This window comes from Undibacterium sp. Xuan67W, assembly GCF_049340165.1.
Lineage (GTDB): Bacteria > Pseudomonadota > Gammaproteobacteria > Burkholderiales > Burkholderiaceae_D > Undibacterium.
The window spans coordinates 1-25,940 of sequence record NZ_JBMPPN010000034.1; the positions used below are offsets into that span (position 1 = coordinate 1).

The window sequence follows — 25,940 nt, forward strand, 5'->3', positions numbered from 1 at the left end:
GCAGGAAAACCTAAGATGCTCGCTATCGTTGCTTGTATGCGAAAATTACTTTCTTTGGCTTTTACGATCCTTAAGTCTAAAACCCCTTTTAATCCAGAATTCGCTTGATCTGCAAGACAGTATCTACAAAACTATGAATACGCACGCTACGCTTGCTAAATATTGAAATAGAAATATTCAACCAAAATGTGCTTTACGATGACAATTTGGACAAACCGCAATTGTGTTCTCTAGAGTGTCTTCACCACCTTGAGCAAGCGGTTGCTTATGATGAACTTCAAGGTAAGGTAAACCATCGGTCTTTCGAAAAAATGGAGCCGGTTTTTTGCAATCTTCACAAATTCCTGCTGATCGAAAAAGAGTTTCTGCAACGATGTCAGGATTTCTTCTAAATGCAAACGTCGAGACTTCGACTCTCTCTGGAATTCTGACCGCGGAGGCAATTCGAATCAGTCGAGATTTTTGATCTTCTAATATGGCTTTAGCAACTTTGTTTTGAAAAGCAACCTCGAAAGTCTGAGATACATCTTCATTATTCTCGTTAAATTCATTTCCATTAAGGTAATCCAAAGCCTTACGAAATCGCGAATTCATTCTCCATTTCAGTTTTTTGTAATCACATTGTCCTACGACATTCATACCGTATTTTTCGTCTAAACCCAAGTGTGTTTTTATTTTCGTCCCTATCACTTGAGCCGAACGAAGTGTCTCTGCAGCAGGAGCACTGCGATTGTCTAGGGTTATATCGAAGCCTTCATTTTTTTCGTAAAGAAGCTCTATATCAGCCCTTTGCCTCTCAGTTGCGCCTGACAGCGCAACTTGAATTGCAGTTGCAAGGTTTTGTGTGTCAATCATTTTCATACCCAGATTTTTATTACGTCATTAACGAAGAAAAATATCCGGGTCCTTTATTTATTTGGAGAACACCGTTTCTGTTCCATGGAACTAAATGTCAAAATAAATCACAAATTCGGCGCCAACCACCGCTCAACCTCATCTTTAGCCACCCCACGCCGTATCGCCATATCCAACACCTGATCATCCGCGATTTTCCCGACGCTGAAATACTTGGATTCAGGATGTGCGAAATAAAAACCTGACACTGCCGCGCCTGGGATCATTGCCCATGATTCGGTGATGGACATGTCGATTTCTTCGCATTGCATTTGTCTGAACATCTCGGTTTTTACCGTGTGTTCCGGGCATGCCGGATAGCCTGGTGCCGGACGTATGCCTTTGTAGGATTCTTTGATCAGGTCTTCGTTGCTGAGTGCTTCGTCTGCGGCATAGCCCCATAGATCTTTGCGGATACGTTCGTGCAGGTATTCGGCGAATGCTTCTGCGAGCCGGTCGGCGAGGGATTTGAGCATGATGCTGCTATAGTCATCGTGCGCATCTTCGAAGCGTTTTTCGTGCTTCTCTATTCCTAGGCCAGCGGTAACGGCGAACATACCGATGTAATCAGCGATGCCGCTGTCTTTCGGTGCGATGAAGTCGCTCAGACATTGGTTTGGTCTTTGCACGCCGTCGATGACAGGTTTCTCGGTTTGCTGACGTGTGCCGTAGTAGGTGAGTGCGACTTCACTGCGGGTATCGTCGGTGTAGATTTCGATGTCGTCATCGTTGACAGTATTCGCCGGTAGCAGAGACACCACGCCGTTCGCGGTCAGCCAGCGGCCTTCGATGATTTTTTTCAGCATCGCCTGACCTTCTTCAAATACTTTGCTCGCTGCTTCGCCTACGACTTCATCAGTCAAAATCGCGGGGAAAGGTCCAGCCAGATCCCAGGTCTGGAAGAACGGACCCCAGTCGATGTACTGGGCGATGGTTGCCAGATCGACGTTTTTAAAAAGGCGACGGCCGATGAACTTGGGTTTGACTGGCGTATTTTTTTCGCTGAAGTCGACGCGCATTTTGTTGGCGCGTGCTTGAGCCAGTGTGACCATAGGCACGGCTTTTTTATTGGCGTGCTGGGTACGGATGCGGTCGTAGTCGGTCGCAAGTTCGTCGATGTACTGTTCGCGGCTTTCTGGTGTCAGCAGTGATTGGGCGACCGATACCGAGCGTGAGGCATCGGCAACATAGACGACTGGCCCTTCGTAATTCGGTGCGATCTTGACAGCGGTATGCGCGCGGCTGGTGGTTGCGCCGCCGATCAGGAGCGGGATTTTTAGCATACGGAAATGCGGGTCACGCTGCATCTCTTTGGCGACATAGGCCATCTCTTCGAGCGACGGTGTGATCAGGCCAGAGAGACCGATTATGTCGGCATTCTCGGCTTTGGCTTTGGCTAAAATTTCAGAGCAGGGCACCATCACGCCCATGTTGACGACTTCGAAATTATTACATTGCAAAACTACGGTGACGATGTTTTTGCCAATGTCATGCACATCGCCTTTGACGGTGGCGATGACGATTTTACCTTTGGGTTTGTTGTCGCCACTGAGACGTTTTTCTTCTTCTATAAACGGCACCAGATGCGCAACGGCTTGCTTCATGACGCGGGCGGATTTGACGACCTGCGGCAAGAACATTTTGCCCTGACCAAAAAGGTCGCCGACGATATTCATCCCTGCCATCAGCGGGCCTTCGATCACATGGATAGGGCGACCGCCGCTATTCAATACATTCAGGCGTGCTTCTTCGGTATCTTCGACAATCCAGTTGGTGATGCCGTGTACCATCGCATGCGAGAGGCGTTTTTCTACCGATTCATTACGCCATTCCAGCGTAGCTTCTTCACGCTTGCCACCGGCTTTGAGTGTCGCTGCGAATTCGATCATGCGCTCGGTCGCGTCTTCTCGGCGATTGAGAACAACGTCTTCCACACGTTCACGCAATTCAGCATCGAGTTCGCTGTACACGCCGACCATACCGGCGTTGACGATACCCATGGTCATGCCAGCCTGAATCGCGTGGTAAAGAAATACCGTATGAATCGCTTCACGTGCGGGATCGTTGCCGCGGAAGGAGAAACTCACGTTCGATACACCACCGCTGATTTTTGCGCCTGGCAGGTTTTGATGGATCCAGCGTGTCGCTTCAATAAAGTCGACCGCGTAATTATTGTGTTCTTCGATACCAGTGGCGACCGCAAAAATATTCGGGTCGAAGATGATGTCATAAGGATCGAACGCGCATTCGTTCACTAATAAATCATAGGCACGTTTGCAGATTTCGATTTTACGTTCGTACGTATCGGCCTGACCTTTTTCATCGAATGCCATGACGATCACGGCAGCGCCATAGCGTTTACACAGTCTTGCCTGATGTAGGAACTGTTCTTCACCTTCTTTCATCGAAATCGAGTTGACGATGGCCTTGCCTTGTACGCATTTCAGGCCAGCTTCAATGACACTCCACTTGGAGGAGTCAATCATGATAGGCACGCGGGCAATATCAGGTTCAGACGCGATCAGGTTCAGGAAGCGTGTCATTGCTGCCAGTGAATCCAGCATCGCTTCATCCATATTGATGTCGATGACCTGGGCACCGTTTTCTACCTGTTGACGTGCTACTGCTAGAGCTTCGTCGTATTGTTCATTCAGGATCAGGCGGGCAAAGGCTTTGGAACCGGTGACGTTGGTACGCTCGCCGACGTTCACGAATAAGGAATCGTCGTCAATCGTAAATGGTTCCAGTCCAGACAAGCGCATTGCCGGTGCTACCAATGGAATCGCGCGTGGTGCTTGGGTTTGCAGGATGTCCGCAATCGCCTTGATGTGCGGTGGCGTGGTGCCACAACAGCCACCGGCAATATTGATAAAACCCGCTTCGGCAAATTCTTTGAGGAGTGCCGAAGTATCTGCCGGTAATTCATCAAAGCCGGTATCGCTCATCGGATTCGGCAAACCGGCATTCGGATAAATACAGACGAAGGTATCCGCAATCTTGGATAGTTCTTCCGCATACGGACGCATTAACGCAGCACCGAGAGCACAGTTGAGGCCGATGGTCAGTGGCTTGGCATGACGAACAGAGTTCCAGAAAGCTGGTACCGTCTGACCGGACAGGATACGTCCGGACGCGTCCGTCACCGTGCCGGAAATCATGATCGGTAAGCGGGTCTGGGTTTCTTCAAAATACTGATCAATCGCGAACAGCGCAGCTTTGCAATTGAGCGTATCAAAAATCGTTTCAACCAGCAGCACGTCAGCGCCGCCCTCGACCAGCCCGCGTACTTGCTCGTGATAAGCGGCGACCAGCTGGTCAAAAGTCACATTACGTGCAGCAGGATCATTTACGTCAGGGGAAATCGATGCTGTCTTTGGCGTAGGGCCGAGTGCGCCTGCGACATAGCGCGGTTTATCAGCGCTTGAGTATTTATCACAAGCAGCACGGGCAATTCTGGCGGACGCGACATTCATCTCATACGCCAGATGCGCCATGTGGTAATCATCCTGCGCAACAGTGGTAGCACCGAAGGTGTTTGTTTCGATCAGATCGGCACCAGCGGCCAGATATTGCTCGTGGATTTCTTGAATCACATGCGGCTGCGTCAGGGACAGTAATTCGTTATTACCTTTGACGAAAAGTTCACGCACACCCTCTGGACCTGTGAAGTCTTTGAAGCGCTCACCGCGATAATCTTCTTCAGTCAGCTTATAGCGCTGGATCATGGTGCCCATCGCGCCATCGAGAATCAGGATGCGTTCTTGCAACAGCTCGCGGAGACGGGTTTCGGTGGCGGAAACGGCAGGGGTCTTGGTCATGATGATTACTCGCAAAAACGAAAAACCCGATCGGCTCATGCATGCTGGCGGATCGGGCGACGTCCTTTTAGCAGCACTTATTACGCGCCCGCAATCTGAATCTCAAATCGGCGCTATTGAGCGTGGATTATACCAGTTAGCCACCCGTTTCCGCCGCGCCGGGTAGCTGACGTCATCCGGTCTGAGGCGATGATCATGTCCGGCGGATAATTTTTGTAGAGATATTCACCGCTACGGCTCGGTTTCATTATATTAAATAAATATCGAAAAACCAATAAAAAAGGGCATGTCATCAACATCGATAACATGCCCAAAAGGGAACTGCCGGGTAAAACTTATTTCTTTTTACGTGTTGCAATCAGGCTGGCAACGATGGAGCTAATCAGAATGCTGGCAATGACGGTCAGTGAAATGGCGGTCGGGATGTGCATCCATTTGACGATGAGCATCTTGATGCCGACGAACATCAGGACAAAGGCGAGGCCGAATTTGAGTAAATGAAACCGGTTTGCCATGTCAGCCAACAGGAAGTACAGCGCGCGCAAGCCCATGATGGCAAAGATGTTGGAGGTAAATACAATAAACGGATCGGTTGTCACTGCAAAAATCGCCGGAATCGAATCTACTGCAAAGATGACGTCGGAAATTTCGATGAGGATTAATACCAATAACAGTGGCGTGTAGACGCGTTTGCCTTGTTCAATGAAGCTAAATTTTTCACCGTGTAATTCTTTGCTAAAGGGCAGCCATTTTTTTGCAAAGCGTAATATCGGATTCGCATCGAGATTGGGTTCCTTGTCGACAGCAACCAACATACGAAAGCCAGTGATCAGCAGAAAAATTCCGAACAGGTATAAAACCCAGGCAAATTGCGTCACTACCCAGGTGCCTGCCAATATCATCGCAATACGCAAGATGATGGCGCCGAGCACGCCGTAGAGTAAGACTTTACGCTGGTACTGCAACGGTACCGCGAAGTGACCGAAGATCATTAAAAAGACAAATACATTGTCGACCGACAGCGATTTTTCGATCACATAGCCTGCTAGGAATTCCATCGCTTTGGCATCGGCGATGGTGCGGCCTACGGTGTCACTCAGATACATCCAGAGGCCCAAGTCGAACAGCAAGGCCAGACTAACCCAGACCAAGGACCAGATTGCGGCTTCTTTGATGCTGACTTTATGTGAGCGTGAACCGCCCAGGGCAAACACGTCGAGTGCAAGCATGCCAAGGACAAACGCAATAAATACGCCCCACATCCAGGGCTGGGCAACGCTGTGTAACATAGTAAATCCTATTATTTTTATAAAAACCTGAGATCAAATTCGAAAGAGCTATCCACAGTAATCAGCTTGCCGGATTGCTTTGGGCGTTCTTCTATCGGCAAGAAAATTTATGTGGTTGTGTCGCTTTGACTTGTTTTGCTATTCAATGGCAATTCCGCACCGGATGTTGCAGTGGTGCGGAATTGAGCGACCGATGAATTAGTTAGATTTATTCTTCGTTGATGAAGCCCAGTAATTGCAACAGGCTCATGAACAAGTTAAAGATCGTGATGTACAGACTCACGGTTGCCATGATGTAGTTGGTTTCTCCACCACGGATGATATTGCTGGTTTCAAACAAAATCATACCGGACATCAGCAACACCATCACCGCCGAAATCGTCAGTGAGAGTGCCGGAATCTGAAAGAAAATCGCACCCAGACTAGCGACAAAAGCAACCAGCATGCCGATCATTAGGAAGCCGCCCATAAAGCTGAAATCCCGTTTGCTGACCAAGACATACGCCGACAAGCCTAGGAAGATCAAACCAGTCAAGCCCATTGCCCCCATGACGATTGTGCTACCGCCTGGCATACCTAGATAGCGGCTGATGACTGGCCCGATGGTCAGTCCCATGAAACCAGTCAGCGCAAACACGAACAACAGACCGAGACCGCTGTTGCGGAATTTTGTTGTCAGAAACAGCAAGCCAAAATAACCGACCAGTGTGATGATGATGCCTGGGCCCGGCAGCGCAAAGGCAACACTTGCCGCCGCGGTCAGGGCGCTGAATAACAGCGTCATCGACAATAACATATAGGTATTGCGCAATACTTTATTGCCAGCACCGGCGCTGGAGTCGATGTAATCGACAGTCTGCGCATTGCGCAAGGCGGAACGATCTAGAATTTTCATGCTTTTCTCCTGAAATGTTGATGATCTGAAAGAGAGCGATCAGACCTTCACCTTCCCAACAGAAGGTAGCAACAGTGTAGTTCGCATTAATCTACAATAAAAGTCGAATATAATTGATAAATTGTTCGATTTATTCGATGTGTTTGCTGTGTTGGTAAATTTTTACCCTAAATAGCTACCAGCTACTTCCTTTCTGATGAGTAATCTTAATTACAAACATCTCCATTATTTCTGGACTGTCGCCAAAGCCGGCAGCATTGCGCGGGCCAGCGAGCAGTTACATCTGACGCCGCAAACAATCAGCGGCCAGATTAGTTTGTTTGAAGAAGTTCAGGGCGAACAGCTGTTTAAAAAACATGGTCGCAATCTGGAGCTGACCGAAGCCGGTCGTCTGGTTCTGGGTTATGCCGAAGAAATTTTTTCGCTGGGACAGGAACTTGAAGAAGTTCTACATCACCGGCCAACCGAGCGCACGGTGCAATTGCGGGTTGGCGTATCAGATGCTTTACCAAAAGCGCTGGCTTATCGTTTGTTAGAGCCGGCGCTCAAGCTGCCGCAAACCTTGCGTATCAATTGCCGCGAAGGAAAGCTCGAATCATTGCTTGCAGACCTGGCTATGCACAAGATCGACGTTGTCATGTCTGATAGTCCAATGCCGCCCACAGTGAACGTGCGCGGTTTTAATCATTTGCTCGGTCAGTGCGGCATCAGTTTTTTTGCCACGGCCGCCTTACGGCAGCAATATCCAGTCGCTTTTCCTGCTTGTCTGGAAGCGGCACCTCTGCTCTTGCCTGGTGAGGACGCTGCCTTACGCTCCAAGCTCTTACATTGGCTGGACGCGCAGCAATTGCACCCGAGAATTGCGGGTGAGTTTGACGATAGCGCCTTGATGAGTGCTTTTGGTCAGGCGGGAGCGGGATTTTTTGCTGCGCCTTCAGCGATTGCCGATATGGTGATGCGCCAGTATGACCTGATCCAAGTTGGACAGACGGATGACATTGAAGAACAGTTTTATGCGATCTCGGTTCAGAGAAAGCTGACGCACCCCGCTGTGCTGGCAATTAGCCGTGCCGCACAGCAGGACTTATTTGGTAATGTGGCTAGCAACAGATCGCCACCCCACAACTCTGAGGGATGAGCATTTTTTTGATCGGATTATTTTCTGTTATTTCAGAAAATTTCGGACAATCTCGATTTGCTCAGGGACATTCAAAGCCGGTGCATGGCCGCAGCCTGCCACCGTAATTAATTGTGCTTTAGGACCACGCTTCGTCATGGCTTGTGCGACCTCTTCCAGCAATAAATCGGAATGCTCGCCGCGCAGCACCAGAGTTTTACAACTGAGGCTGTCGTATTCGTCCCAGCGCAGATAATCGTTATCGTGTTCAGTAAATTGCATGACCATCTGCGGATCGTAGTGCGGCGTAATCCGCCCGTCAGGCAAACGGCGTACCGAGCTCTCTGCCATGCGTCGCCATTGCACATCGCTTAGCCAGCCATAGGGTACATAAATCTGGCGCAAATACTGTTCAAATTCAGTAACGCTTGAAAAGCTTGCAGGGGAGCCCGCATAACTGCGGATACGCTGGATGGCCGCGTCGGCTAATTGTGGACCATTGTCATTCAATACCAGATGAGTGATACGATTTTTTAATAAATCAGCCGCAGCGACTGTACCGATCGCCCCTCCCATCGAGGTACCGACCCAGCGGATGGTCTGGATGTTGAGTTGGTCTGCTAAGTCGTTTGCTAGCCGCGCGTAAAAATCGAGGCAATATTCCTGTGCCGGCAGAGGGCTCCATTGGGATAAGCCGTGGCCGATCGCATCCGGAGCGATGACGTAATACTCGTCGGCGAGCACCATGGCCAGATCATCAAAATCGCGGCTGGTTCTTGCCAGTCCGTGCCATAAGATCACGGCAGGTTTGTCCGCTGAACCCCATTCCATCAAGTGCAGCTCGCGATCGCAACAACTGAGGTAGCGTGATATCGGTGTCATGAGATAGGAATTTAATAAGGATTAACGCCAGTTGAATGCAGGCGTACATAGCAACAAAAAAACGGCCAAAAAAACGGTAAAAAAATCAGGATTTTCTGAGCTTGCCCACAATGCCCAGAGGCAGGTAATACACTGATAAGACAAACAATACGCCCAGCCACAATAACCAGCGATCAGGATGAAAAAAATTCGCAATGAAAGGCACGCTCTCCAGACTCCCGTGCAGGAGTTTCATATCGTCTTGCAGATAATTTTGCGAGATGACTAAAATGGCAGCACCCAGTGCCGCGCCATACATCGATCCCATGCCGCCGATGACGACCATCAGGAGAATATCGATCATGATGTCAAAACTGAGTGCGGTATCCGGACCGGCATAACGTAACCAGATCGCATATAAAATACCCGCGCAGCAGGCTAGCAACGCGGATAAACAATTACCGATAGTACGATATTTGACCGGATTAAATCCGATCGCTGCAACCCGGAAGTCGTTTTCACGTACCGCCTGCAATACCCGGCCAAACGGAGAGTTCACGATGCGCAGGCAAAATAAAAACAGGAGCAGCGCACAAAAATAGACTAGGTAATAGCTCAGTGTTTTACCCGTCCAATCAACACCGAATACCGGATTTTCAAGCAACTGAGTTGCTGGTGACAGCAGCTCGGGTAATTTAAAATTCAAGCCATCTTCACCACCAGTAAAATCCGAAAACTGCGAGGCCAGAATCGCAAAGAAATTTGCCAGTGCCAGTGACATCATGGCGAAAAAAATCGTTCTCACACGTAGCGATAACATGCCTAGCAGCAGTGCCAGTAGCAGCGTCAGCATTAAGGCGCTGGCAGCTCCCGCAAATAACACCAACCAGCTGACCTCGAAGCGCGACATGGCAATCCCGACACCGTACACACCGATACCAAAAAACATCGTATGTGCAAACGAGACAATCCCGGTATAGCCAAGCAAGAGATCGTAGCTGCTTGCGAGCACAATAAAGACGCAAATTTTAGCCGCGACATTCAGTGCTCTGGTACCCGGAAAAATCGCCGGTGTCAGCAATAATCCGAATAACAACGCCAGCATCAGGATCGCTAGCACGCGGCTTCGCGGCGTGTCGCCGGACAGAAGAGTAGAGGTAATCAATTTCATCGTGATGCCACCGGAAAAAGGCCTTGAGGGCGCCACAATAAGATCAAGACCATTAGCAAGATATTTGCACCCAAGGCCACCTTAGGTGCGAGGAAACCGACATAGTTTGCCAGCAATCCGACCAGCAAGGCACCCGCAAAGCAGCCGCCAACCGAGCCCAGGCCACCAATAATGATCACGATAAAGATTAAGACCATGAGCTGCGCCCCCATTGTGGCGGTGACTGTTTCCTGATACAGGCCCCACAGTACGCCGCCGACACCTGCCAGTGCCGAACCGGCGACAAACACACCGACAAACAGGCGGCGTATTTTGTAGCCCAGCGTCTCGACCATCTCTGGATTTTCTACACCGGCGCGTACCAGTAAACCGAGTTTGGTACGGTTGAGTATCAGCCACATGGCAATAAAGATCAGCAGGCCAAGTACAACGGCGATCACGCGAAATTTTTCAATCGCGACATCGCCAAAAATCCAAGAGCCACGTAAGCTCGCTGGACGTGTCAGCGGGATTTGCTCCGGCCCCCAGATCACATGAATCAATTGTTCCGCAATGATCAGGCCGCCGGTTGTGATCAGGATCTGTGTCAGATGCATGCCATACACAGGGCGGATAATCACACGCTCAAAACCCCAGCCGAGCAAGCCTGCAACGATTGCTGCGGCAGCCATTGCCATGCCAATTGCCAGCAAGTTGAGCGCTACATTATCGGCCTGCATCCAGCCCGCCAGCGGCAACATCACGCTAGTAGCAACGAAGGCGCCGATCGCGATAAATACGCCATGCCCAAAGTTCATGACATCCATCAGACCAAATACCAGCGTCAAACCGCTTGCCATGATAAAAATCATCATGCCCATCGCCAGACCGGCGACAGTCAAGGTGATCCAGGTCGGCAGACTGGGAAGTAAGACTAGCGAGCAGAGCATGACGGCGGGGATTAGTAATTTGGGCAAATTTTTGTTCATCAGGTTCATGCGTGTGCTCCCGCTGCAGATCCCAGGTTCAAGCCCAGTAATTGCTGTTGCAGTTCCAGATTGTCGGTCAGCGCCTGCATGCTACCGTGATGCAGGATTTTGCCGGAATCCATGACCGCAACCTGATCGCCGAGTGCTTGTGCTACCGCGAGATTTTGTTCGACCAGTAAAATGCTTGCGCCTTCTTTTTTCAGTTCACGTAAAGCGCTGATCATGCTATTGACCATAACAGGAGCCAGCCCTTTTGATGGTTCGTCGAACATGTAGAGACGGCGTTTTTCGATGATGGCGCGGCTGATGGCGACCATTTGTTTTTGACCACCGGAGAGCTTGCCTGCCGGTTTTTGCCAGAATTGCTGAATTGCCGGGAACAATGAAAAAATCCAGTCCAGGCGTCGTTGATCGATTGATCCCGACCGTGCTGCCAGTAACATGTTTTCTCGTACGCTGAGATCACTGAAGATGCCCATGTTCTCTGGCACATAGGCGATGCCCTGTACCGCGATGTCCGCTGTGCTCATGTGAGTGATTGCCGTCTGATCCAGCGTGATGCTGCCAGCGCTGGCGTGCCACAAGCCCATGATCGTGCGCAATGTGGTGCTCTTGCCTGCACCGTTGCGCCCCAATAGCATCGTGAGCTGTCCGCGCTGCACGGATAAGTCGACACCTTGCAGGATGTGATAAGGACCGATATGCGAGTGCACGCCGCTGAGTTGCAACAAAATATCGCTCATGCTGCGACCTCACCGGATTCTGCGGCAACCCCGAGATAGGCCTCTTGTACCACTGTCGATTGCATGACTTCGGCAGGTTTGCCGTCGGCGACTAATTGTCCTTGGTTCAGGACGATGATGCGGTCTGCTAGCCGTTCTACTACATCCATTTTATGTTCTACCAAGAGGATAGTTTTGTCCCGTTGCTGCTGTATGTCCGCGATTAAGTCGAGTATTACCGGGGCTTCGTCGTGGCTCATTCCTGCGGTCGGTTCGTCGAACATAAATACGCTGGGCTGCATCGCGAGTAGCAGGCCGACTTCCAGCTTGCGCTGATCGCCATGCGGCAATTCAGCGGCACGCATATCGCGCCGCCTGATCAGTGCGATGCGGGTTAAAATTTGGTCTGCTTCACTGATCCAGTCTGCGTGAGAGAACCAGGTTGAGAGCAGTTGCAGGCCACGCTTGTCCCGGCTTTGCACGCGTGCCTGTATCGCCAGCCTGACGTTTTCCATGACCGTTAACCGAGGAAATAAATTCGTTAATTGAAAGGCGCGTCCCAAGCCATGTTGAGCTCGCGTAGCTGCATTGGTATTACTGATGTCCTGGCCGTGCAATAGAACCTGACCGCTGGTGATCGGTAACTGACCTGAGATCAGATTGAAATAAGTGGTTTTGCCTGCACCATTAGGGCCGACGATTGCCGTCAGTGTGCCCGGTGAAAATGTACAGGACACCCGATCAACCGCGATATGTCCGCCGAAATTGACTGTCAGCGCACGGGTTTCTAGTGAAATGCTCATGGAGACCTTTGATGGAATACCGCAGCGTTCAGGCAGGTATGTAAGTCAGCCGTTGACTGATACATATTTGAAGCCTGTATCCGGTGAAAACAGACGTAGTTCGTATGCGCTGACTGCTGATATTGATTGATGGCCCATCAGTCAGCGCTGATACGGTTACGCGGTTCGCTGTTGCTTTAACGTTACTATTAACGTGTTTATTAACGTTGGTATTAACGGTTGTATTAGCGTTTGTTTTTTACCGGAACCGCCATCTCTTCGATCTTCAGTTCGCGTACCAGTTCCGGTACACCCCAGGCAAATGCGGGATCGACTTTGATCTTGAAGTGATACATGGATTGCAGCGCCTGATGATCTTCTTTGCGGAAGATCATTTTGCCTTTTGGCGTCTGAAACTCCATACCTTCCATCGTCTTGATCAGATTTTCTGTACCGGTATCTTTACCTGCTCTGGTCAGCGTCTCGACTACGGCAATCCCTGCTGTCATACCGCCTGCTGTAAAAAAATCAGGTGGTGTTTTGTACTGCTTGTAGTGGTTGGCTACCAGCCATTCGTTGACCGGATTTTTGGGAATACCGAAGTAGTAATACGTCGCGCCTTCCATACCGGGGAATTGTTTGTAGGCTGTCATCGCCGGCAGGATATTGCCGCCAGTGGCGATCTCGATGCCGTAGCGCTTCAGGTCCAGATCGGCGATTTTGAATGGATTGCCTGCGCCTGCCCACAGTACAAAAATGACTTTGCGGCCTGGCTGGTCTTTGAGTTTGTCGATCAGGCGTTGCGCACCGGCGGTGAAATCGGTGGTGGACGTCGGCAGATATTCTTCATGGATCAGTTTGGCGCCTTTGCCCGACAGCGATTGCTTAAATGCTTTTACGCCATCGCGGCCGAAAGCATAGTCTTGTGCCAGAGTGGCAATCACGACGCCCGGTTTGTCGAGCGCGACGGCGTTGGAAATCGCATCCTGAGATGAGTTGCGACCAGTGCGGAAAATATAGCGGTTCCATTTGTCACCGGTGATCGAGTCGGCCACGGCAGGTTCCACGATCAGGAGTTTTTTATATTCCTCGGCAACGGGCAGCATCGCCAGAGCGACGCCTGATGAGGTGGGGCCAATGGCCAGATCGACTTTGTCATCACCATAAGCCTGCGCGAGTAATGATTTGCCCATGTCGGGTTTGCCCTGGCTGTCTTTTTCAATCACAAGGATCTTGTTGCCATTGACCATCATGGTGCCTTTGGTGGCGTAATCCAGACCCATCATCAGACCGATCTGGGTTTGCTTGGCGTAGGCTTCAAGCGGCCCGGTCTTGTCGTAGACGTGAGCAATTTTGATATCTTTGGCGTAGGCATTGAGGTCGCAGGCGCTCAAGGTGAGCAAGGCAACCGTGCTGAGGGCAAAACGTTTCATGAAGTCTCCTGTCTGGGTATCAGTTGTAATCAGCTGTAATTAACTGTATTTAGCCGTTGTAATGATTTTTATTGTTTTGTATTGATTACCGTCGATGGCGACATAGAGACTCCGCGCTCATGCGTTGCAGAGGGACGCAGTAAGCTAATCGCTGTGCGTCTGTGGGGGTGATGAGTGTCCCCGGTCTCTTGTTGCTCTTATCTTTAAGATTATTCTGCTAACAACTAAAAATATCAGGCGGCGCAGAATTTCCTTAGCTTGTTTTGTGCTTTTCGATACTATATTTGGCAACTGGCAAAGACAATACAGTAGAACTACTTGGTACGCGAGATTTGTTGCGAGGGAGCGGAATGCTGACCGATGATCAGGGTAGTGGATTCATGTACGTTGATTGCTTCATGTACGGTGAACGCTACTATTGAATAGTGATATTGAGGCGTAATAGGGGAGTATGTTGTAAAACATGCCTTGATCCGCACATTTTATTTAGGGATGGTGAATATACTTATGTGGAGTATATTCATCGTTACCATAGGTAACAGCCTTTAGCAAAAACTTTGACTGGACTCGATTGGAAAGCCCTTGAGGAATTCGCTGGCAGGCAGTCGTTTGCCTCCCGGCTTTTGTAATTCTGTCAGACGCAGGCTATGAGTACCGCAGGCGACAAGGACTCCCTCCTGTGCGTTGGCGCTGATGATGCTGCCAGGCGGTTTTCCTGAGGTGATATCGACAACTTGCGCATGCCAGAATTTGACGGTTGTGCCAGCGATCGTGGCGTGTGCTCCCGGAAATGGATTGAAGGCACGAATTTTTCTGGCGAGTTGTTCTGCGGACAAATTGAAATCCAGGCCAGCTTCTTCTTTGCTGATTTTGGCGGCATAGGTGACGCCCTGCTCCGGTTGTACCGTCGCGGGTATCGCGCCTTGTTGTAGCTGACGTAAAGTCTCTGTGATCATTTCACCGCCGAGTTGCGCCAGCTTGTCATGCAGACTGCCGGTGGTGTCATCTGCGGCAATCGGAACGCTCTGCATGTGCAGCATTGGACCGGTGTCCAGTCCCTCTTCCATGTGCATAATCGTGATGCCGGTTTGTGCATCACCACTTTCGATGGCGCGATGGATGGGCGCTGCGCCGCGCCAGCGTGGTAGCAGCGAGCCATGAATATTGATGCAGCCGAGACGAGGGATATCCAGCACCGAACGCGGCAGAATAAGCCCATACGCCGCCACCACCATAACGTCATGCGGTGTATTGCGCAGCAATTCATGTGCTTCCCGTGCTATTTCAGGATATTTTCCGTCTAGCTTTAACGATGTCGGCTGTGCAACTGGAATGCCGTGTTGCAACGCAAACTGTTTGACCGCCGAGGCGTGTAATTGCATACCTCGACCAGCTGGCCGGTCGGGTTGCGTGAGTACCAGCGGAACCGTGAATCCCGCGGCATGGATGGCCTGTAAAGCAACCGCGGCAAATTCAGGCGTACCAGCGAAGATGACGCGCATCAGCGACCCTTCGCTTTGCTGCGCTGCTCTTCGCGTTCTTCTTTAATCATTTTGGTTTTGATGCGATTTCGCTTTAAAGGCGATAAATACTCAACAAAGACTTTGCCTTTGAGATGATCCATTTCATGCTGGATACATACGGCTAGCAGACCATCCGCGTGGAGTTCAAATGGTTTGCCATCGACATCAAACGCACGGACTTTGACCTCGGCAGGACGTTCTACACCGTCATAAATGCCGGGAACGGACAGGCAGCCTTCGTCGTAAACTTTCTTTTCTGCACTGGCCCAGATGATTTCCGGGTTGATGAATACCTGCAATTCGGTATTGGTTTCTGAGGTGTCGATGACTACCAGTTGTTCATGTACATCGACCTGTGAAGCAGCCAGGCCGACGCCCGGTGCGTCGTACATGGTTTCGGCCATATCGGCGGCCAGTAGCTTGATTCGGTCGTCAAAAAGGCTGACGGGCTTGGCCACTTTATGCAAACGTGGATCGGGGTAACGCAGGATATTTAGTATAGACATAAGGCTTTTCACAACAACGAAAGGGCGTTGCGATGCGGTTTTTCTTGCTACTTCAATGATTTATAGGCAAAATTTGATTCACTTTGGCAAGTTAGTGCCTGCCTATTCGCTTCATCATCCTGCAGCATGCATCGGACAACATTCATGAAAAAGTTTAGCACAATCGCCTTGCTTATCGCTGTCGCCTTCCCAGTCATGGCAAGTTCCCAGGCTTTCGCGCAAGAAGCTGTCAACGCAGCCAAGGCGGGTAAATGCACATTTTTACCGGATGCACCGGATAAACATGTGGTGGTGAAGGGCGATACTCTATGGGATATTTCGGCCAAATTTTTGAGCAATCCATGGTGCTGGCCCGAAGTCTGGGGCATGAACCGTGACGAAATCCGCAATCCGCACTGGATTTATCCAAATCAGATCGTGTATTTTGACCGCGTCAATGGCCGCTTGCGGTTGGGGCAGGCCGTCGGTGGCTCGGGTGCCGATGGTTCGGCTAAAGATGGCGGCAGACTGCAACCTCAGGTTCGCACCGAAAACACCGGTAAAAATGCAATTACCGCAATTCCGTCGAATCTGATTGAGCCATTTTTGTCGCAGCCTCTGGTCATAGAAAAAGACACCTTGCTGACGGCGCCACGTATCGTCGCAACGCAGGAAGGGCGTGTGATTCTTGCCAAGAACGATAAAGCCTATGTGCGCGGCGACCTGAAAGGCGGTACCTCATTCCAAGTATTCCGTCCAGGCGTTCCGCTCAAGGATCCTGAAAACAATACCGTGATTGGCTATGAAGCGGTCTATCTAGGCACATTGAAGCTGGAACGCACGGCAAAAACTCCTGATGGCGTGGATAGTTTTATTGTCGCCAGCGCTAAAGAAGAAATGGCAGTCGGTGACCGTTTGATGCCGATTCCGCCTACGCCGATCCAGAATTATGTGCCGCATCCACCAGAGCGTGACGTACGTGCGCGTATCGTCTCGATTTACGGTGGCGTCAGTCAGGCTGGACAGAATCAGGTGGTCAGTATCAACAAGGGTGCGAGTGCGGGTCTGAATATCGGTACCGTACTGGAATTATCCCGTTACGGAAAAATCATTCAGGACAAAACTGACGAGAAAAAACCGATTCGTCTACCGGATGAGCACTACGGTAGTCTGTTTATTTTCCGCGTTTTCGACAATATTTCTTATGGTCTGATTATGACGGTGACGGACACGGTTGCCGTTGGCGATCTGGCGACATCTCCAGAATAAACCGTCTGAAGCCGAGCCGTCAGTGACTCCACACAATGCGCTTGCTAGCGACTGGGTGGAGTGGTTGCGGCTAGAACAGACGCCCGGCGTCGGTCCCGAAACGGCACGTCAGCTATTGGCAGCGTTTGGTCTGCCTTCACAAATTTTTGCTACCGACTTTACCGCTCTCAGCAAAGTCGTCTCTGCCAAAGTCGCTAAAGCCCTTTTGCAACCCGACTTTAGGCAATTGCAGCAGCGTATCGAGCTAACCCAGACCTGGTGCAGTCAGCCCGGTAATCAGGTGCTGACCTGGGCGGATGCTAATTATCCGCGTGCTTTGCTCGATATTCCTGATCCTCCTGTGTTGATTTATGTCAAAGGCCGCCTGGCTTTGCTGGATGCGCCGACGATCGCGGTTGTGGGCAGCCGCAATGCAACTGCGCAGGGCATCCGTAATGCGGAGCAATTTTCTGAAGCCTTGAGCAAAGCCGGCTTGACGATCAGTTCCGGTATGGCTGCCGGGATCGATGCAGCAGCCCATCACGGCGCCTTACGCGGCGCAGGCTCAACCGTCGCGGTGATTGGTACCGGTGCTGATATTGTTTATCCGTCGCGCAACAGGGCGCTTGCCCACTTAATTGCTGACGGCGGCTGTATTGTCAGTGAGTACCCGCTTGGCATGCCTGCGATTGCGTCTAATTTCCCGCGCCGCAATCGCCTGATTTCCGGTCTGTCAAAAGGGGTGCTGGTGATTGAGGCTGCGGGACAGTCGGGATCACTGATTACGGCACGCATGGCTGCTGAGCAGGGGCGCGATGTATTCGCCATCCCCGGCTCCATTCATTCGCCGCTCGCCAAAGGGTGTCATCAGCTGATCAAGCAGGGCGCGAAGCTGGTGGATACGGCGCAAGATATTTTGGACGAATTACGATTTTTACCCATGATGCGCCCGGTCGCTGCCTCGTCAACGCAGACGACATCGGCATCCTTAGCAGAAATCACAAGCGCGGATCAGCGTCTGCTGGATGCGATAGGCTATGACCCGGTTCATGTTGATCATCTGGTTGAGCAGGTGGGGATAGATGTTGCCGAGCTGAGCGGTGTATTATTGACATTAGAGCTTGATGGCCACATCGAACAATTGCCAGGCGGAATGGTAAAGCGCATCGGTTAGTAGCACGTATGCCCGACTCTGGAAAGCAGATAATTTCGCCATCTATACCTTGCATCAGGGGGAGTATAGGTAAAAACAAGGCTTGAGCCGCACAGTTTGCGGCGTGCTGTTAAAATACTGGGATGTAGTATCTTTAAATAAGCAAGTTCCGCCTGAAATCCGTTCAAACGGGGCTTGTTTCGAATTCTCCTTGAGGCTACAGTAACGACATGTTCGATATTCTTGTATACCTCTACGAAACCTATTACCGTCCAGATGCTTGTCCGGATACGGCGGTTTTAGCTAAAAAACTCTCCGCCGTCGGCTTTGAAGAAGATGAAATCTCCGAGGCGCTGGATTGGCTCACGGTACTGGCCGACACTACCAATGAATTAGATAAGTTGCCTGAGCAAGATGCGCTTGCCTCAAAAGGCTTCCGCGTCTATGCTGCCCGTGAAATTGCTGCCCTGGGTACGCCTGCAATGGGATTTTTGCATTTTCTCGAATCGGCAGGATTGATTAATTCACAACAGCGTGAGATTGTCATTGAACGCGCTGTCGCTATTCATGATTCGCCGGTTCCCCTGGATAAACTCAAAGTCATCGTACTGATGATGTTGTGGAGTCAGGGCAAAGAACCTGACATGCTGATGTTCGACGAGCTCCTGTTGTCGGACGAAGAAAGCGAGCCTCGTTTGCTGCATTAGAGACAAAATGACCGCCATTCGCTGTTTTGTGGCTAAAAAAACATCTCATTGCAGTTTTTTGTAGTTCACGTTTATCATTCGCCTTTAATATACCTGCTGACGCACACGCTTGGTGCGCCAGCCGCAGTCCTGATTTAGGCAAGTCTTGCTTGGTTTGGCTTCATTCGCCCCGATCGAGTCCGCCCCCATATAGAGTCAATACAGAAACGACTGAGAAATAACACCATGACCAAAACCCTCATCATTGCCGAGAAGCCTTCCGTCGCCAACGACATAGCGAAAACGCTGGGCGGCTTCACTAAACATGATGATTACTTTGAGTCTGACGACTATGTATTGTCCTCGGCGGTTGGCCATTTGCTGGAAATCACGGTTCCTGAAGAGTACGACGTCAAACGCGGCAAATGGAGCTTCACGCATTTACCGATGATTCCGCCGCATTTCGCGCTGAACCCGATTGCGAAGACAGAATCGCGCTTGAAAGTGCTGAACAAGCTGATCAAGCGTAAAGACGTGACCGCCCTTATCAACGCTTGTGACGCGGGCCGCGAAGGGGAACTGATTTTCCGTCTGATTGCACAGCATGCGAAGGCCAAGCAGCCTGTTAGCCGTCTGTGGTTGCAGTCAATGACGCCGGCTGCGATCCGTGAGGGTTTTACTAAATTACGCAGCGATGAATCGATGCTGCCGCTGGCCGATGCAGCCCGTTGCCGCTCCGAGGCGGACTGGCTGATTGGTATCAATGGCACCCGCGCCATGACAGCTTTTAACTCCAAAGAAGGTGGCTTTTACCTGACCACCGTAGGCCGGGTGCAGACGCCAACATTGTCGATTGTGGTTGAGCGTGAAGAAAAGATTAAAAAATTCGTGTCCCGCGATTTCTGGGAGGTGCGTGCCGAATTCGTCTGTGCAGCCGGTATTTATGAAGGTCGCTGGTTAGATCATCAGTTTAAAAAAGACGAACACGATACCGAGAAAAAAGCCGAACGTCTGTGGAGCAAAGCAGCCGCAGAATCGATTGTGGCAGCTTGCCGTGGCAAGCAGGGTAATGTCAGTGAAGAATCCAAACCGGCGACACAAATGGCGCCAGCCTTGTTTGATCTGACGAGTTTGCAGCGCGAGGCTAACTCACGTTTTGGTTTCTCCGCGAAAAACACCCTCGGTCTGGCGCAGGCTTTGTATGAAAAGCACAAAGTACTGACTTATCCACGTACCGATTCCCGTCATTTGCCGGAGGATTATCTGGACACGGTGAAACAGACGCTGGAAACGGTCTCAGAAAATAATAATTATTATCAATTCGCTGCTCAGATTCTGAATAACAACTGGGTCAAGCCGAATAAGCGGATTTTTGATAACGCCAAGATCAGTGATCATTTTGCCATCATTCCGACCGGTCAGGCGCCAAAGAATTTGTCTGAGCCGGAGCAAAAATTATATGACTTGGTGACACGCCGCTTTATGTCGGTGTTTTTCCCCGCTGCGGAATTTCAGGTCACGACCCGCATTACCGAAGTATCCGGTCATCAGTTCAAGACCGAAGGTAAGGTCATGACTAATCCTGGCTGGCTGGCAATTTATGGCAAAGAAATCCTTGACGATAATGATCCCGAAAACAAAGGCAATCTGGTTGCAGTCGCCAAGGGGGAGAAAGTCAAAACCGAAAAAGTCACTGCCAATGATCTGGTGACCAAACCGCCTGCGCGCTATTCGGAAGCGACCTTATTGTCTGCAATGGAAGGCGCCGGTAAGCTGGTCGATGATGAGGGCTTACGAGAAGCTATGGCCGGTAAGGGCCTGGGTACACCGGCGACGCGTGCGGCTATCATTGAGGGTTTGCTCAATGAAAAATATCTGCTACGTGAAGGCCGTGAGTTAATGCCGACTGCCAAGGCGTTTCAGTTGATGACGCTGTTACGCGGACTTGGTGTGGATGAGTTGACGTCACCCGAATTGACAGGTGAGTGGGAATACAAGCTCTCGCAAATGGAGCGTGGCAAAATTAGTCGCGAAGAATTCATGCGCGAAATCGCTCAGATGACACAGATCATCGTGAAGCGCGCTAAGGAATACGATAACGATACCATCCCAGGTGACTATGCGACTTTACATACGCCTTGCCCGAATTGTGGTGGCGTCGTCAAAGAAAATTATCGCCGTTTTGCCTGCACTAAATGCGAATTCTCGATGAGTAAGACACCTGGCAGCCGTCAATTTGAGGTAGCTGAGGTTGAAGAGGTTCTGAGCAAGCGCGAGATCGGACCGCTGCAAGGTTTCCGTTCAAAAATGGGCAGACCTTTTGCGGCGATTCTGAAGATCGTGCGCGACGAAGAGCATAATAATTTCAAGCTGGAATTTGATTTTGGTCAGAACCAGGACGATGAGGATGCGGAGCCGGTCGATTTCACTGAACACACCTCGTTGGGCCCTTGTCCTAAATGCGGTAGCGGTGTGTACGAAATGGGATTGACCTATGTATGCGAAAAAACCGTAGCCAAGCCAAAGGCATGTGATTTCCGTAGCGGCCGTATCATTTTGCAGCAAGAGATTTTGCCTGAACAAATGAGTAAGTTACTCAATGAGGGTAAAACCGATTTGCTGCCGGGCTTTATTTCGCAACGCACGCGCCGCCCGTTCAAGGCATTTTTGGTGCGCGGTAAAGATGGCAAAGTCAGCTTCGAATTTGAAGAACGCAAAGCGAAAGCCCCTGCTAAAGCAAAAGCGGCAGCGGCTTCTGATGAGACTGTCGCGAAACCTGTCAAAGCGACTGCAAAGGTGGCTGCCAAGCCAGCTAAAAAAACGACGGCCGCCAAGAAGAAAGCAGCTTGACGATATTTAACAAAAATTATTAGTCGTTCGTCTGTATTGCCATATACATAATATAAGTATCTGGTTTATAGTTTGGATTGTTCTCCATGCAAGCTGCCCTAGCTGAGACTCAAGGAAGAATATGGATCCAAATGGTTTACTGGCGACGACGCGCGCAGAATTTATGCGCGCCTTTGTTGCTGCTGTTGAAAAAACGTTACCGCGTAGTATAGAAGAGCTATTTAGCAAGGCAGATGCGAGCTACTCGTCATCTGAGCAAAGTCGTTATCTGAACGCTCGCACCTTGCTACAGGACAAAGGCGAATTCCTAGTTCAGCAAATGGCTCATAGTATGGAGCATCTGCTAAACCGCAGCTTCCAGACAACCTATAATACATTCCGGCCCTCATCTGCATTAGCTGCCAACGCTGACAGCCTGTCGTTAATCGACTCGTCGGCATTTGAAGATGAATTGCGCATTAATGATATTACCAAGCGCTTCCGTAGCGAGGCCGAAGAGCAACTGCGTGACCTGAATATCCGTGTCGCTCTGCTATTTGAGCAAGACACCATCAAGGAGCGCGAAAACCCGTTTCGCCCTTATCTGTTTTCGCGCTGTATTGCGTCTGCGCTTGAAAATTTTGGTCTGACTGCTGAGTTATCCGCCGTTTTGCTGGAACAATTAGCATCCAGCTTCGCGAGTTTTGTCGCAGGTATTTATAAGGATGTGAATACGCATCTGGCACAACACGGCCTTGCCGCACAATTACAATTCAAGATAAAAAAATCGCCGACCTCTGTTGTTGGTGACACGCTGCCTGAGGAAGCTTTGGCAGAAGAACGTGAAGAACAGGTTTTTCAGAATAGTCGCGCAAGAATGGATGCGGCCAATTATGATATTGGTGGCAAGTCCTACAATGTTGATGCAAGAGCCGTGTCGACGGATACACCGAAGCGCAGAATGGAGCAACTATTTGCCTCCGTACGTGGCATGGCATCGGGTGTTTCAAGGCGCAATTCAGAAATGGCAACCAGTACTTCCGCTCAACAGTCTGCCGCTTATCCGTCCTCGCAAGAACCTTCACCAGAGGATATGTCCCAGAGTAAATTTGGCTGGCTATCCGGAGGGCAGGCGGTTGGCAGTGTATTGAGAAAATTCTTTTCCAATGATGTCGCCTCACCTGAAGATCGTGCCGCTGCCGCGGGATTTCGTCATAGCGGTATGAACGGTATGTCGGGAATGCCGCATATGTCGGGAGGACACGAGCCGGATGCTTCCGTGTATGCCAATACCGCAGGGCAGGCTGGCGATTATGCCTCTGCAGGTAATCCAGCGCATTCTGCAAATCAGACCCAGACTGGTCAGGGAGTATCGCAGCATGGTCAGGCCGGCCACTCGCAGACACATGGCGGCATGTCTGCAAACGGATCACCTCTTGCTCAGTCCGTACAAGGTATGCAAAGAGCGCAAACACCTTTAACGACAGAGATGCTGGACGGACATGGTGAAGTACGTAATCTGATCCTGGAGCAAAGATCCGCATTAAACGAGATGACTAAGGATGTCGATGAGCAAATGACGATCGACATCGTTGCAATGCTGTTTGAATTTATTCTCAGGGACAATCAGGTTCCCGCAGAAATTCGCGCCCAGCTAGGTCGTTTGCAGTTTCTGGTATTGAAGGTGGCATTGCGAGATACCTCTTTACTCACGCAAAAAGGTCATCCGGCACGGATGCTGGTAAACCGTATAGGCTCTATTTCCTTAGGCTTAAAACAGCTTGATCCTACGGGCGTACATATTACTGCAGAGATTTGCCGTATCGTTGAGGCGCTATTGCAGGATGACAGCGAGAGTGTGGTTCTGTTCGCAAAAATGCTGGATGAATTCGATGCTTTTATCGCTAAAGAATTGCGCGCCAGTGATAAAAATATCGAACGTACGATTGATGCTGTCGAGCAAGTTCAAAACCGTACATTGCGGTTTGCACACACTGCAGCGCAACTGGCCGAGGCGTTACTTGGGCTGACGATTGACAGTTATCTCAAGGAGTTTTTGGAAAATACCTGGGTACATGCGATTGAGCAGGCTGAGCGCAAGGACGTCAAACGCGCGCGCCGCTACCGTTTGTTGGTTCCGGATTTGCTATGGAGCATTATTCCGAAACTGAAAGAAGATGATAAAACGCAGTTATTTGCTTTGCTGCCCATTATTCTCAATACTTTGAGAGAGGGATTGGCTCTGGTTAAGTGGGATCCGGTCGCGCAGCAAAAATTATTGAACTGGCTAGTCGATGCGCATACCAGTGTGTTGAGGGCTTCGCACTCGCAGACGTTGACGCATGTACCAACTTTGTCAGCGATTCACGAGCATTTTACTAATTTTGTAAATAATCCCGAGGCAACGGAGCAAGAGACTAACGAATATAAGGATCTGGCGAAAAATCAGAAATATCTGGATCAGGCGATTAAAGACCTGGATCTCAAAGTACAGATGCTGGATCAGGTGTTTGACCAGGAGCTGCCGCATGAAAGTAAAGATATTTTGTTGCGCGAGAACCAGGTTGAATTAACCCCAGCGCTGATTCAGGAGCGGCTGCGCAGCGGCATTGCCTTAGAAATTAATCTCGGTGGAAAGCCTAGCCAAGGTCGGCTAAATTGGGTTAATCCGAATTTAAGTAATCTGGTTTTAAGTCTCGAAGGACAGGATGAGCCGTCAATGGTTAGCATCCGTATGTTCCAACGCATGATGAATCATGGTCGCGTCCGCTTTATGGAAAAAGAGCCTTTGTTCGAACGGGCAGTCCAATCGCTGCTGGTCTCGGCAGATCAGATGGATAAAACGCTGAGCGTGTAATTCTCGGCGTTTTATCAAGCGAAAGTCGTTGTTAGCTGGGGAATAATTTTTCGACAAGGCTTCGCTTATTCTTTGCTTGAGTCGATATCCGGTTCAAAAAAGCACCACCTCGCTTGCGGCCATTCTTCTTGCAGGCTTTCTTCCACTTCGTTAATGGCATCAATCAACGCCCGGTCAGATGTTTGCGGTTGCATTTTTGCTTGCACCGCGATCATTAATTGTTCGCCCCATTGCAAGGTAATGAGATTGATGACATGGTCGACCTGAGGATGATTATTTATATGGGTTTTGATCGCCGCATTGACTTCAGGCGCTGCTGACTCACCCGTGATCATTGCCTTCACTTCTCTTATTACAAAGAAGGCGACCGCCATTAAGAGAATGCCCACTAGGATAGAGCCCGCCGCATCCCAAAAAGAATTGCCCGTTATAACTGTGAGCACGACAGCAAAAAATGCGATCGCCAAACCGGCAAGCGCAGCGATATCTTCCCCTGCAACCACCATAAGCTCTGATTGGCGTGTTTCGCGAAACCATTGGAAAAACGACTTGTCGCCAGAAATTTTGCGAATTTCCCTCATTGCGCCATATAAAGAGAAGCCTTCGAGCAGGACTGAAATACCTAATACGGCAATCGCTACTAAGGGGCTTTTTATTGGCTCAGGATGTTCGAGATGCTTAATACCCTCAATGACGGAAAAAACGCCGCCCATAAAAAACAGTAAAAGAGCTACCATCATCGCCCAAAAATAGACGACCCGACCGTAACCCATTGGATGAGAGGCGTCTACGGGGCGCTGAGCCTCTTTTAGGCCAACGAGTAAAAATATTTGATTGACGCAGTCTGCGAGAGAATGAATTGCTTCAGCAAGCATCGCACCAGAACCAGTAAAGGCAGCGGCGGCAAATTTTGAGATGGCGATGCCGCCGTTGGCACCTAAGGCATAAAAAATTGCTTTAGTAGAACCGTCAGATTGAGAAGACATAAGTGACTTTGCATTAATTAGTAAACAAGCTGACAACATACCCACTTCTTACGCGGGCTGCAACCAGTCAAGCTTATACAAAATCATGTTTAATCACAAAAGTCCTTGCAATGGTGTGTGGTATTTGCTATAGTTCGGCTCCCGTCGAGAGGCGGGGGGAGAAAAGAAAGTGAAGTAGTTGATACAGGTTTTAGAAGTGAAGAGTTAGAAGCGGGTAGTTAAG

The 25,940-nt window shown here is 50.1% G+C and carries 19 protein-coding genes; 6 read left to right on the plus strand and 13 right to left on the minus strand.

What is annotated here, in order from left to right:
• Positions 1 to 177: 177 nt before the first annotated feature.
• The 4 genes from ACO0LE_RS19260 to ACO0LE_RS19275 all read right to left on the minus strand — a co-directional run bounded on the left by ACO0LE_RS19260 (position 178) and on the right by ACO0LE_RS19275 (position 6,896).
• Positions 178 to 861 (minus strand): HNH endonuclease, encoded by a 684-nt coding sequence (locus ACO0LE_RS19260; protein ID WP_422961948.1) that lies wholly within the window; start codon positions 859 to 861, stop codon positions 178 to 180.
• Positions 862 to 962: 101 nt separating this feature from the next.
• Complete coding sequence (gene metH / locus ACO0LE_RS19265; RefSeq protein WP_422961949.1) at positions 963 to 4,712, minus strand: methionine synthase; 3,750 nt, start codon at positions 4,710 to 4,712, stop codon at positions 963 to 965.
• A 335-nt stretch (positions 4,713 to 5,047) separates the two neighbouring features.
• Positions 5,048 to 6,001: a TerC family protein gene (locus ACO0LE_RS19270; RefSeq protein WP_422961950.1), complete on the minus strand. Its 954-nt coding sequence runs from the start codon at positions 5,999 to 6,001 to the stop codon at positions 5,048 to 5,050.
• Positions 6,002 to 6,209: 208 nt separating this feature from the next.
• On the minus strand, positions 6,210 to 6,896 hold the full coding sequence (locus ACO0LE_RS19275) for a Bax inhibitor-1/YccA family protein (RefSeq protein ID WP_422961951.1): 687 nt from the start codon (positions 6,894 to 6,896) through the stop codon (positions 6,210 to 6,212).
• 196 nt (positions 6,897 to 7,092) lie between these two features.
• Between ACO0LE_RS19275 and nhaR the strand changes: the two genes are divergently transcribed.
• On the plus strand, positions 7,093 to 8,034 hold the full coding sequence (gene nhaR, locus ACO0LE_RS19280; RefSeq protein ID WP_422961952.1) for a transcriptional activator NhaR: 942 nt from the start codon (positions 7,093 to 7,095) through the stop codon (positions 8,032 to 8,034).
• A gap of 27 nt (positions 8,035 to 8,061) precedes the next feature.
• Here the strand turns inward: nhaR and ACO0LE_RS19285 are convergent, their stop codons facing one another.
• The 8 genes from ACO0LE_RS19285 to def all read right to left on the minus strand — a co-directional run bounded on the left by ACO0LE_RS19285 (position 8,062) and on the right by def (position 15,979).
• Positions 8,062 to 8,844, minus strand: coding sequence for an alpha/beta fold hydrolase (locus ACO0LE_RS19285; RefSeq protein WP_422961953.1), 783 nt, complete (start codon positions 8,842 to 8,844; stop codon positions 8,062 to 8,064).
• Positions 8,845 to 8,980: 136 nt separating this feature from the next.
• Entirely contained in the window at positions 8,981 to 10,045 is a 1,065-nt protein-coding gene (locus ACO0LE_RS19290) for a branched-chain amino acid ABC transporter permease (protein WP_422961954.1), read from the minus strand.
• Entirely contained in the window at positions 10,042 to 11,022 is a 981-nt protein-coding gene (locus tag ACO0LE_RS19295; RefSeq protein ID WP_422961955.1) for a branched-chain amino acid ABC transporter permease, read from the minus strand. Before ACO0LE_RS19295 ends, ACO0LE_RS19290 begins: the two co-directional genes overlap by 4 nt.
• A complete protein-coding gene (locus ACO0LE_RS19300) occupies positions 11,019 to 11,756 on the minus strand; it encodes an ABC transporter ATP-binding protein (protein WP_422961956.1) in 738 nt (245 codons plus the stop codon). Before ACO0LE_RS19300 ends, ACO0LE_RS19295 begins: the two co-directional genes overlap by 4 nt.
• Positions 11,753 to 12,538: an ABC transporter ATP-binding protein gene (locus tag ACO0LE_RS19305; protein WP_422961957.1), complete on the minus strand. Its 786-nt coding sequence runs from the start codon at positions 12,536 to 12,538 to the stop codon at positions 11,753 to 11,755. Before ACO0LE_RS19305 ends, ACO0LE_RS19300 begins: the two co-directional genes overlap by 4 nt.
• A gap of 224 nt (positions 12,539 to 12,762) precedes the next feature.
• Positions 12,763 to 13,950 carry a substrate-binding domain-containing protein gene (locus ACO0LE_RS19310; protein ID WP_422961958.1) on the minus strand — a complete coding sequence of 396 codons (1,188 nt, stop codon included), beginning with the start codon at positions 13,948 to 13,950 and terminating at the stop codon, positions 12,763 to 12,765.
• Positions 13,951 to 14,495: 545 nt separating this feature from the next.
• Complete coding sequence (fmt, locus tag ACO0LE_RS19315; protein WP_422961959.1) at positions 14,496 to 15,452, minus strand: methionyl-tRNA formyltransferase; 957 nt, start codon at positions 15,450 to 15,452, stop codon at positions 14,496 to 14,498.
• Positions 15,452 to 15,979, minus strand: a complete 528-nt coding sequence (gene def, locus ACO0LE_RS19320; protein WP_422961960.1) for a peptide deformylase — start codon at positions 15,977 to 15,979, stop codon at positions 15,452 to 15,454. Before def ends, fmt begins: the two co-directional genes overlap by 1 nt.
• 144 nt (positions 15,980 to 16,123) lie before the next feature.
• On the opposite strand from def, the gene ACO0LE_RS19325 reads away from it, so the two are divergent.
• From ACO0LE_RS19325 to ACO0LE_RS19345, 5 genes are all read left to right on the plus strand, one after another.
• On the plus strand, positions 16,124 to 17,227 hold the full coding sequence (locus ACO0LE_RS19325; protein ID WP_422961961.1) for a LysM peptidoglycan-binding domain-containing protein: 1,104 nt from the start codon (positions 16,124 to 16,126) through the stop codon (positions 17,225 to 17,227).
• A gap of 22 nt (positions 17,228 to 17,249) precedes the next feature.
• On the plus strand, positions 17,250 to 18,380 hold the full coding sequence (gene dprA / locus ACO0LE_RS19330; protein WP_422961962.1) for a DNA-processing protein DprA: 1,131 nt from the start codon (positions 17,250 to 17,252) through the stop codon (positions 18,378 to 18,380).
• 209 nt (positions 18,381 to 18,589) lie between these two features.
• Positions 18,590 to 19,066, plus strand: coding sequence for a DUF494 family protein (locus ACO0LE_RS19335; RefSeq protein ID WP_422955397.1), 477 nt, complete (start codon positions 18,590 to 18,592; stop codon positions 19,064 to 19,066).
• Positions 19,067 to 19,291: 225 nt separating this feature from the next.
• Positions 19,292 to 21,895, plus strand: a complete 2,604-nt coding sequence (locus ACO0LE_RS19340; RefSeq protein WP_422961963.1) for a DNA topoisomerase III — start codon at positions 19,292 to 19,294, stop codon at positions 21,893 to 21,895.
• 121 nt (positions 21,896 to 22,016) lie between these two features.
• Positions 22,017 to 24,731 carry a DUF1631 family protein gene (locus ACO0LE_RS19345; protein ID WP_422961964.1) on the plus strand — a complete coding sequence of 905 codons (2,715 nt, stop codon included), beginning with the start codon at positions 22,017 to 22,019 and terminating at the stop codon, positions 24,729 to 24,731.
• Between the two features lie 65 nt (positions 24,732 to 24,796).
• Here ACO0LE_RS19345 and ACO0LE_RS19350 read toward each other — a convergent pair whose 3' ends face one another.
• Positions 24,797 to 25,717, minus strand: coding sequence for a cation diffusion facilitator family transporter (locus ACO0LE_RS19350; RefSeq protein WP_422961965.1), 921 nt, complete (start codon positions 25,715 to 25,717; stop codon positions 24,797 to 24,799).
• Positions 25,718 to 25,940: the final 223 nt, after the last annotated feature.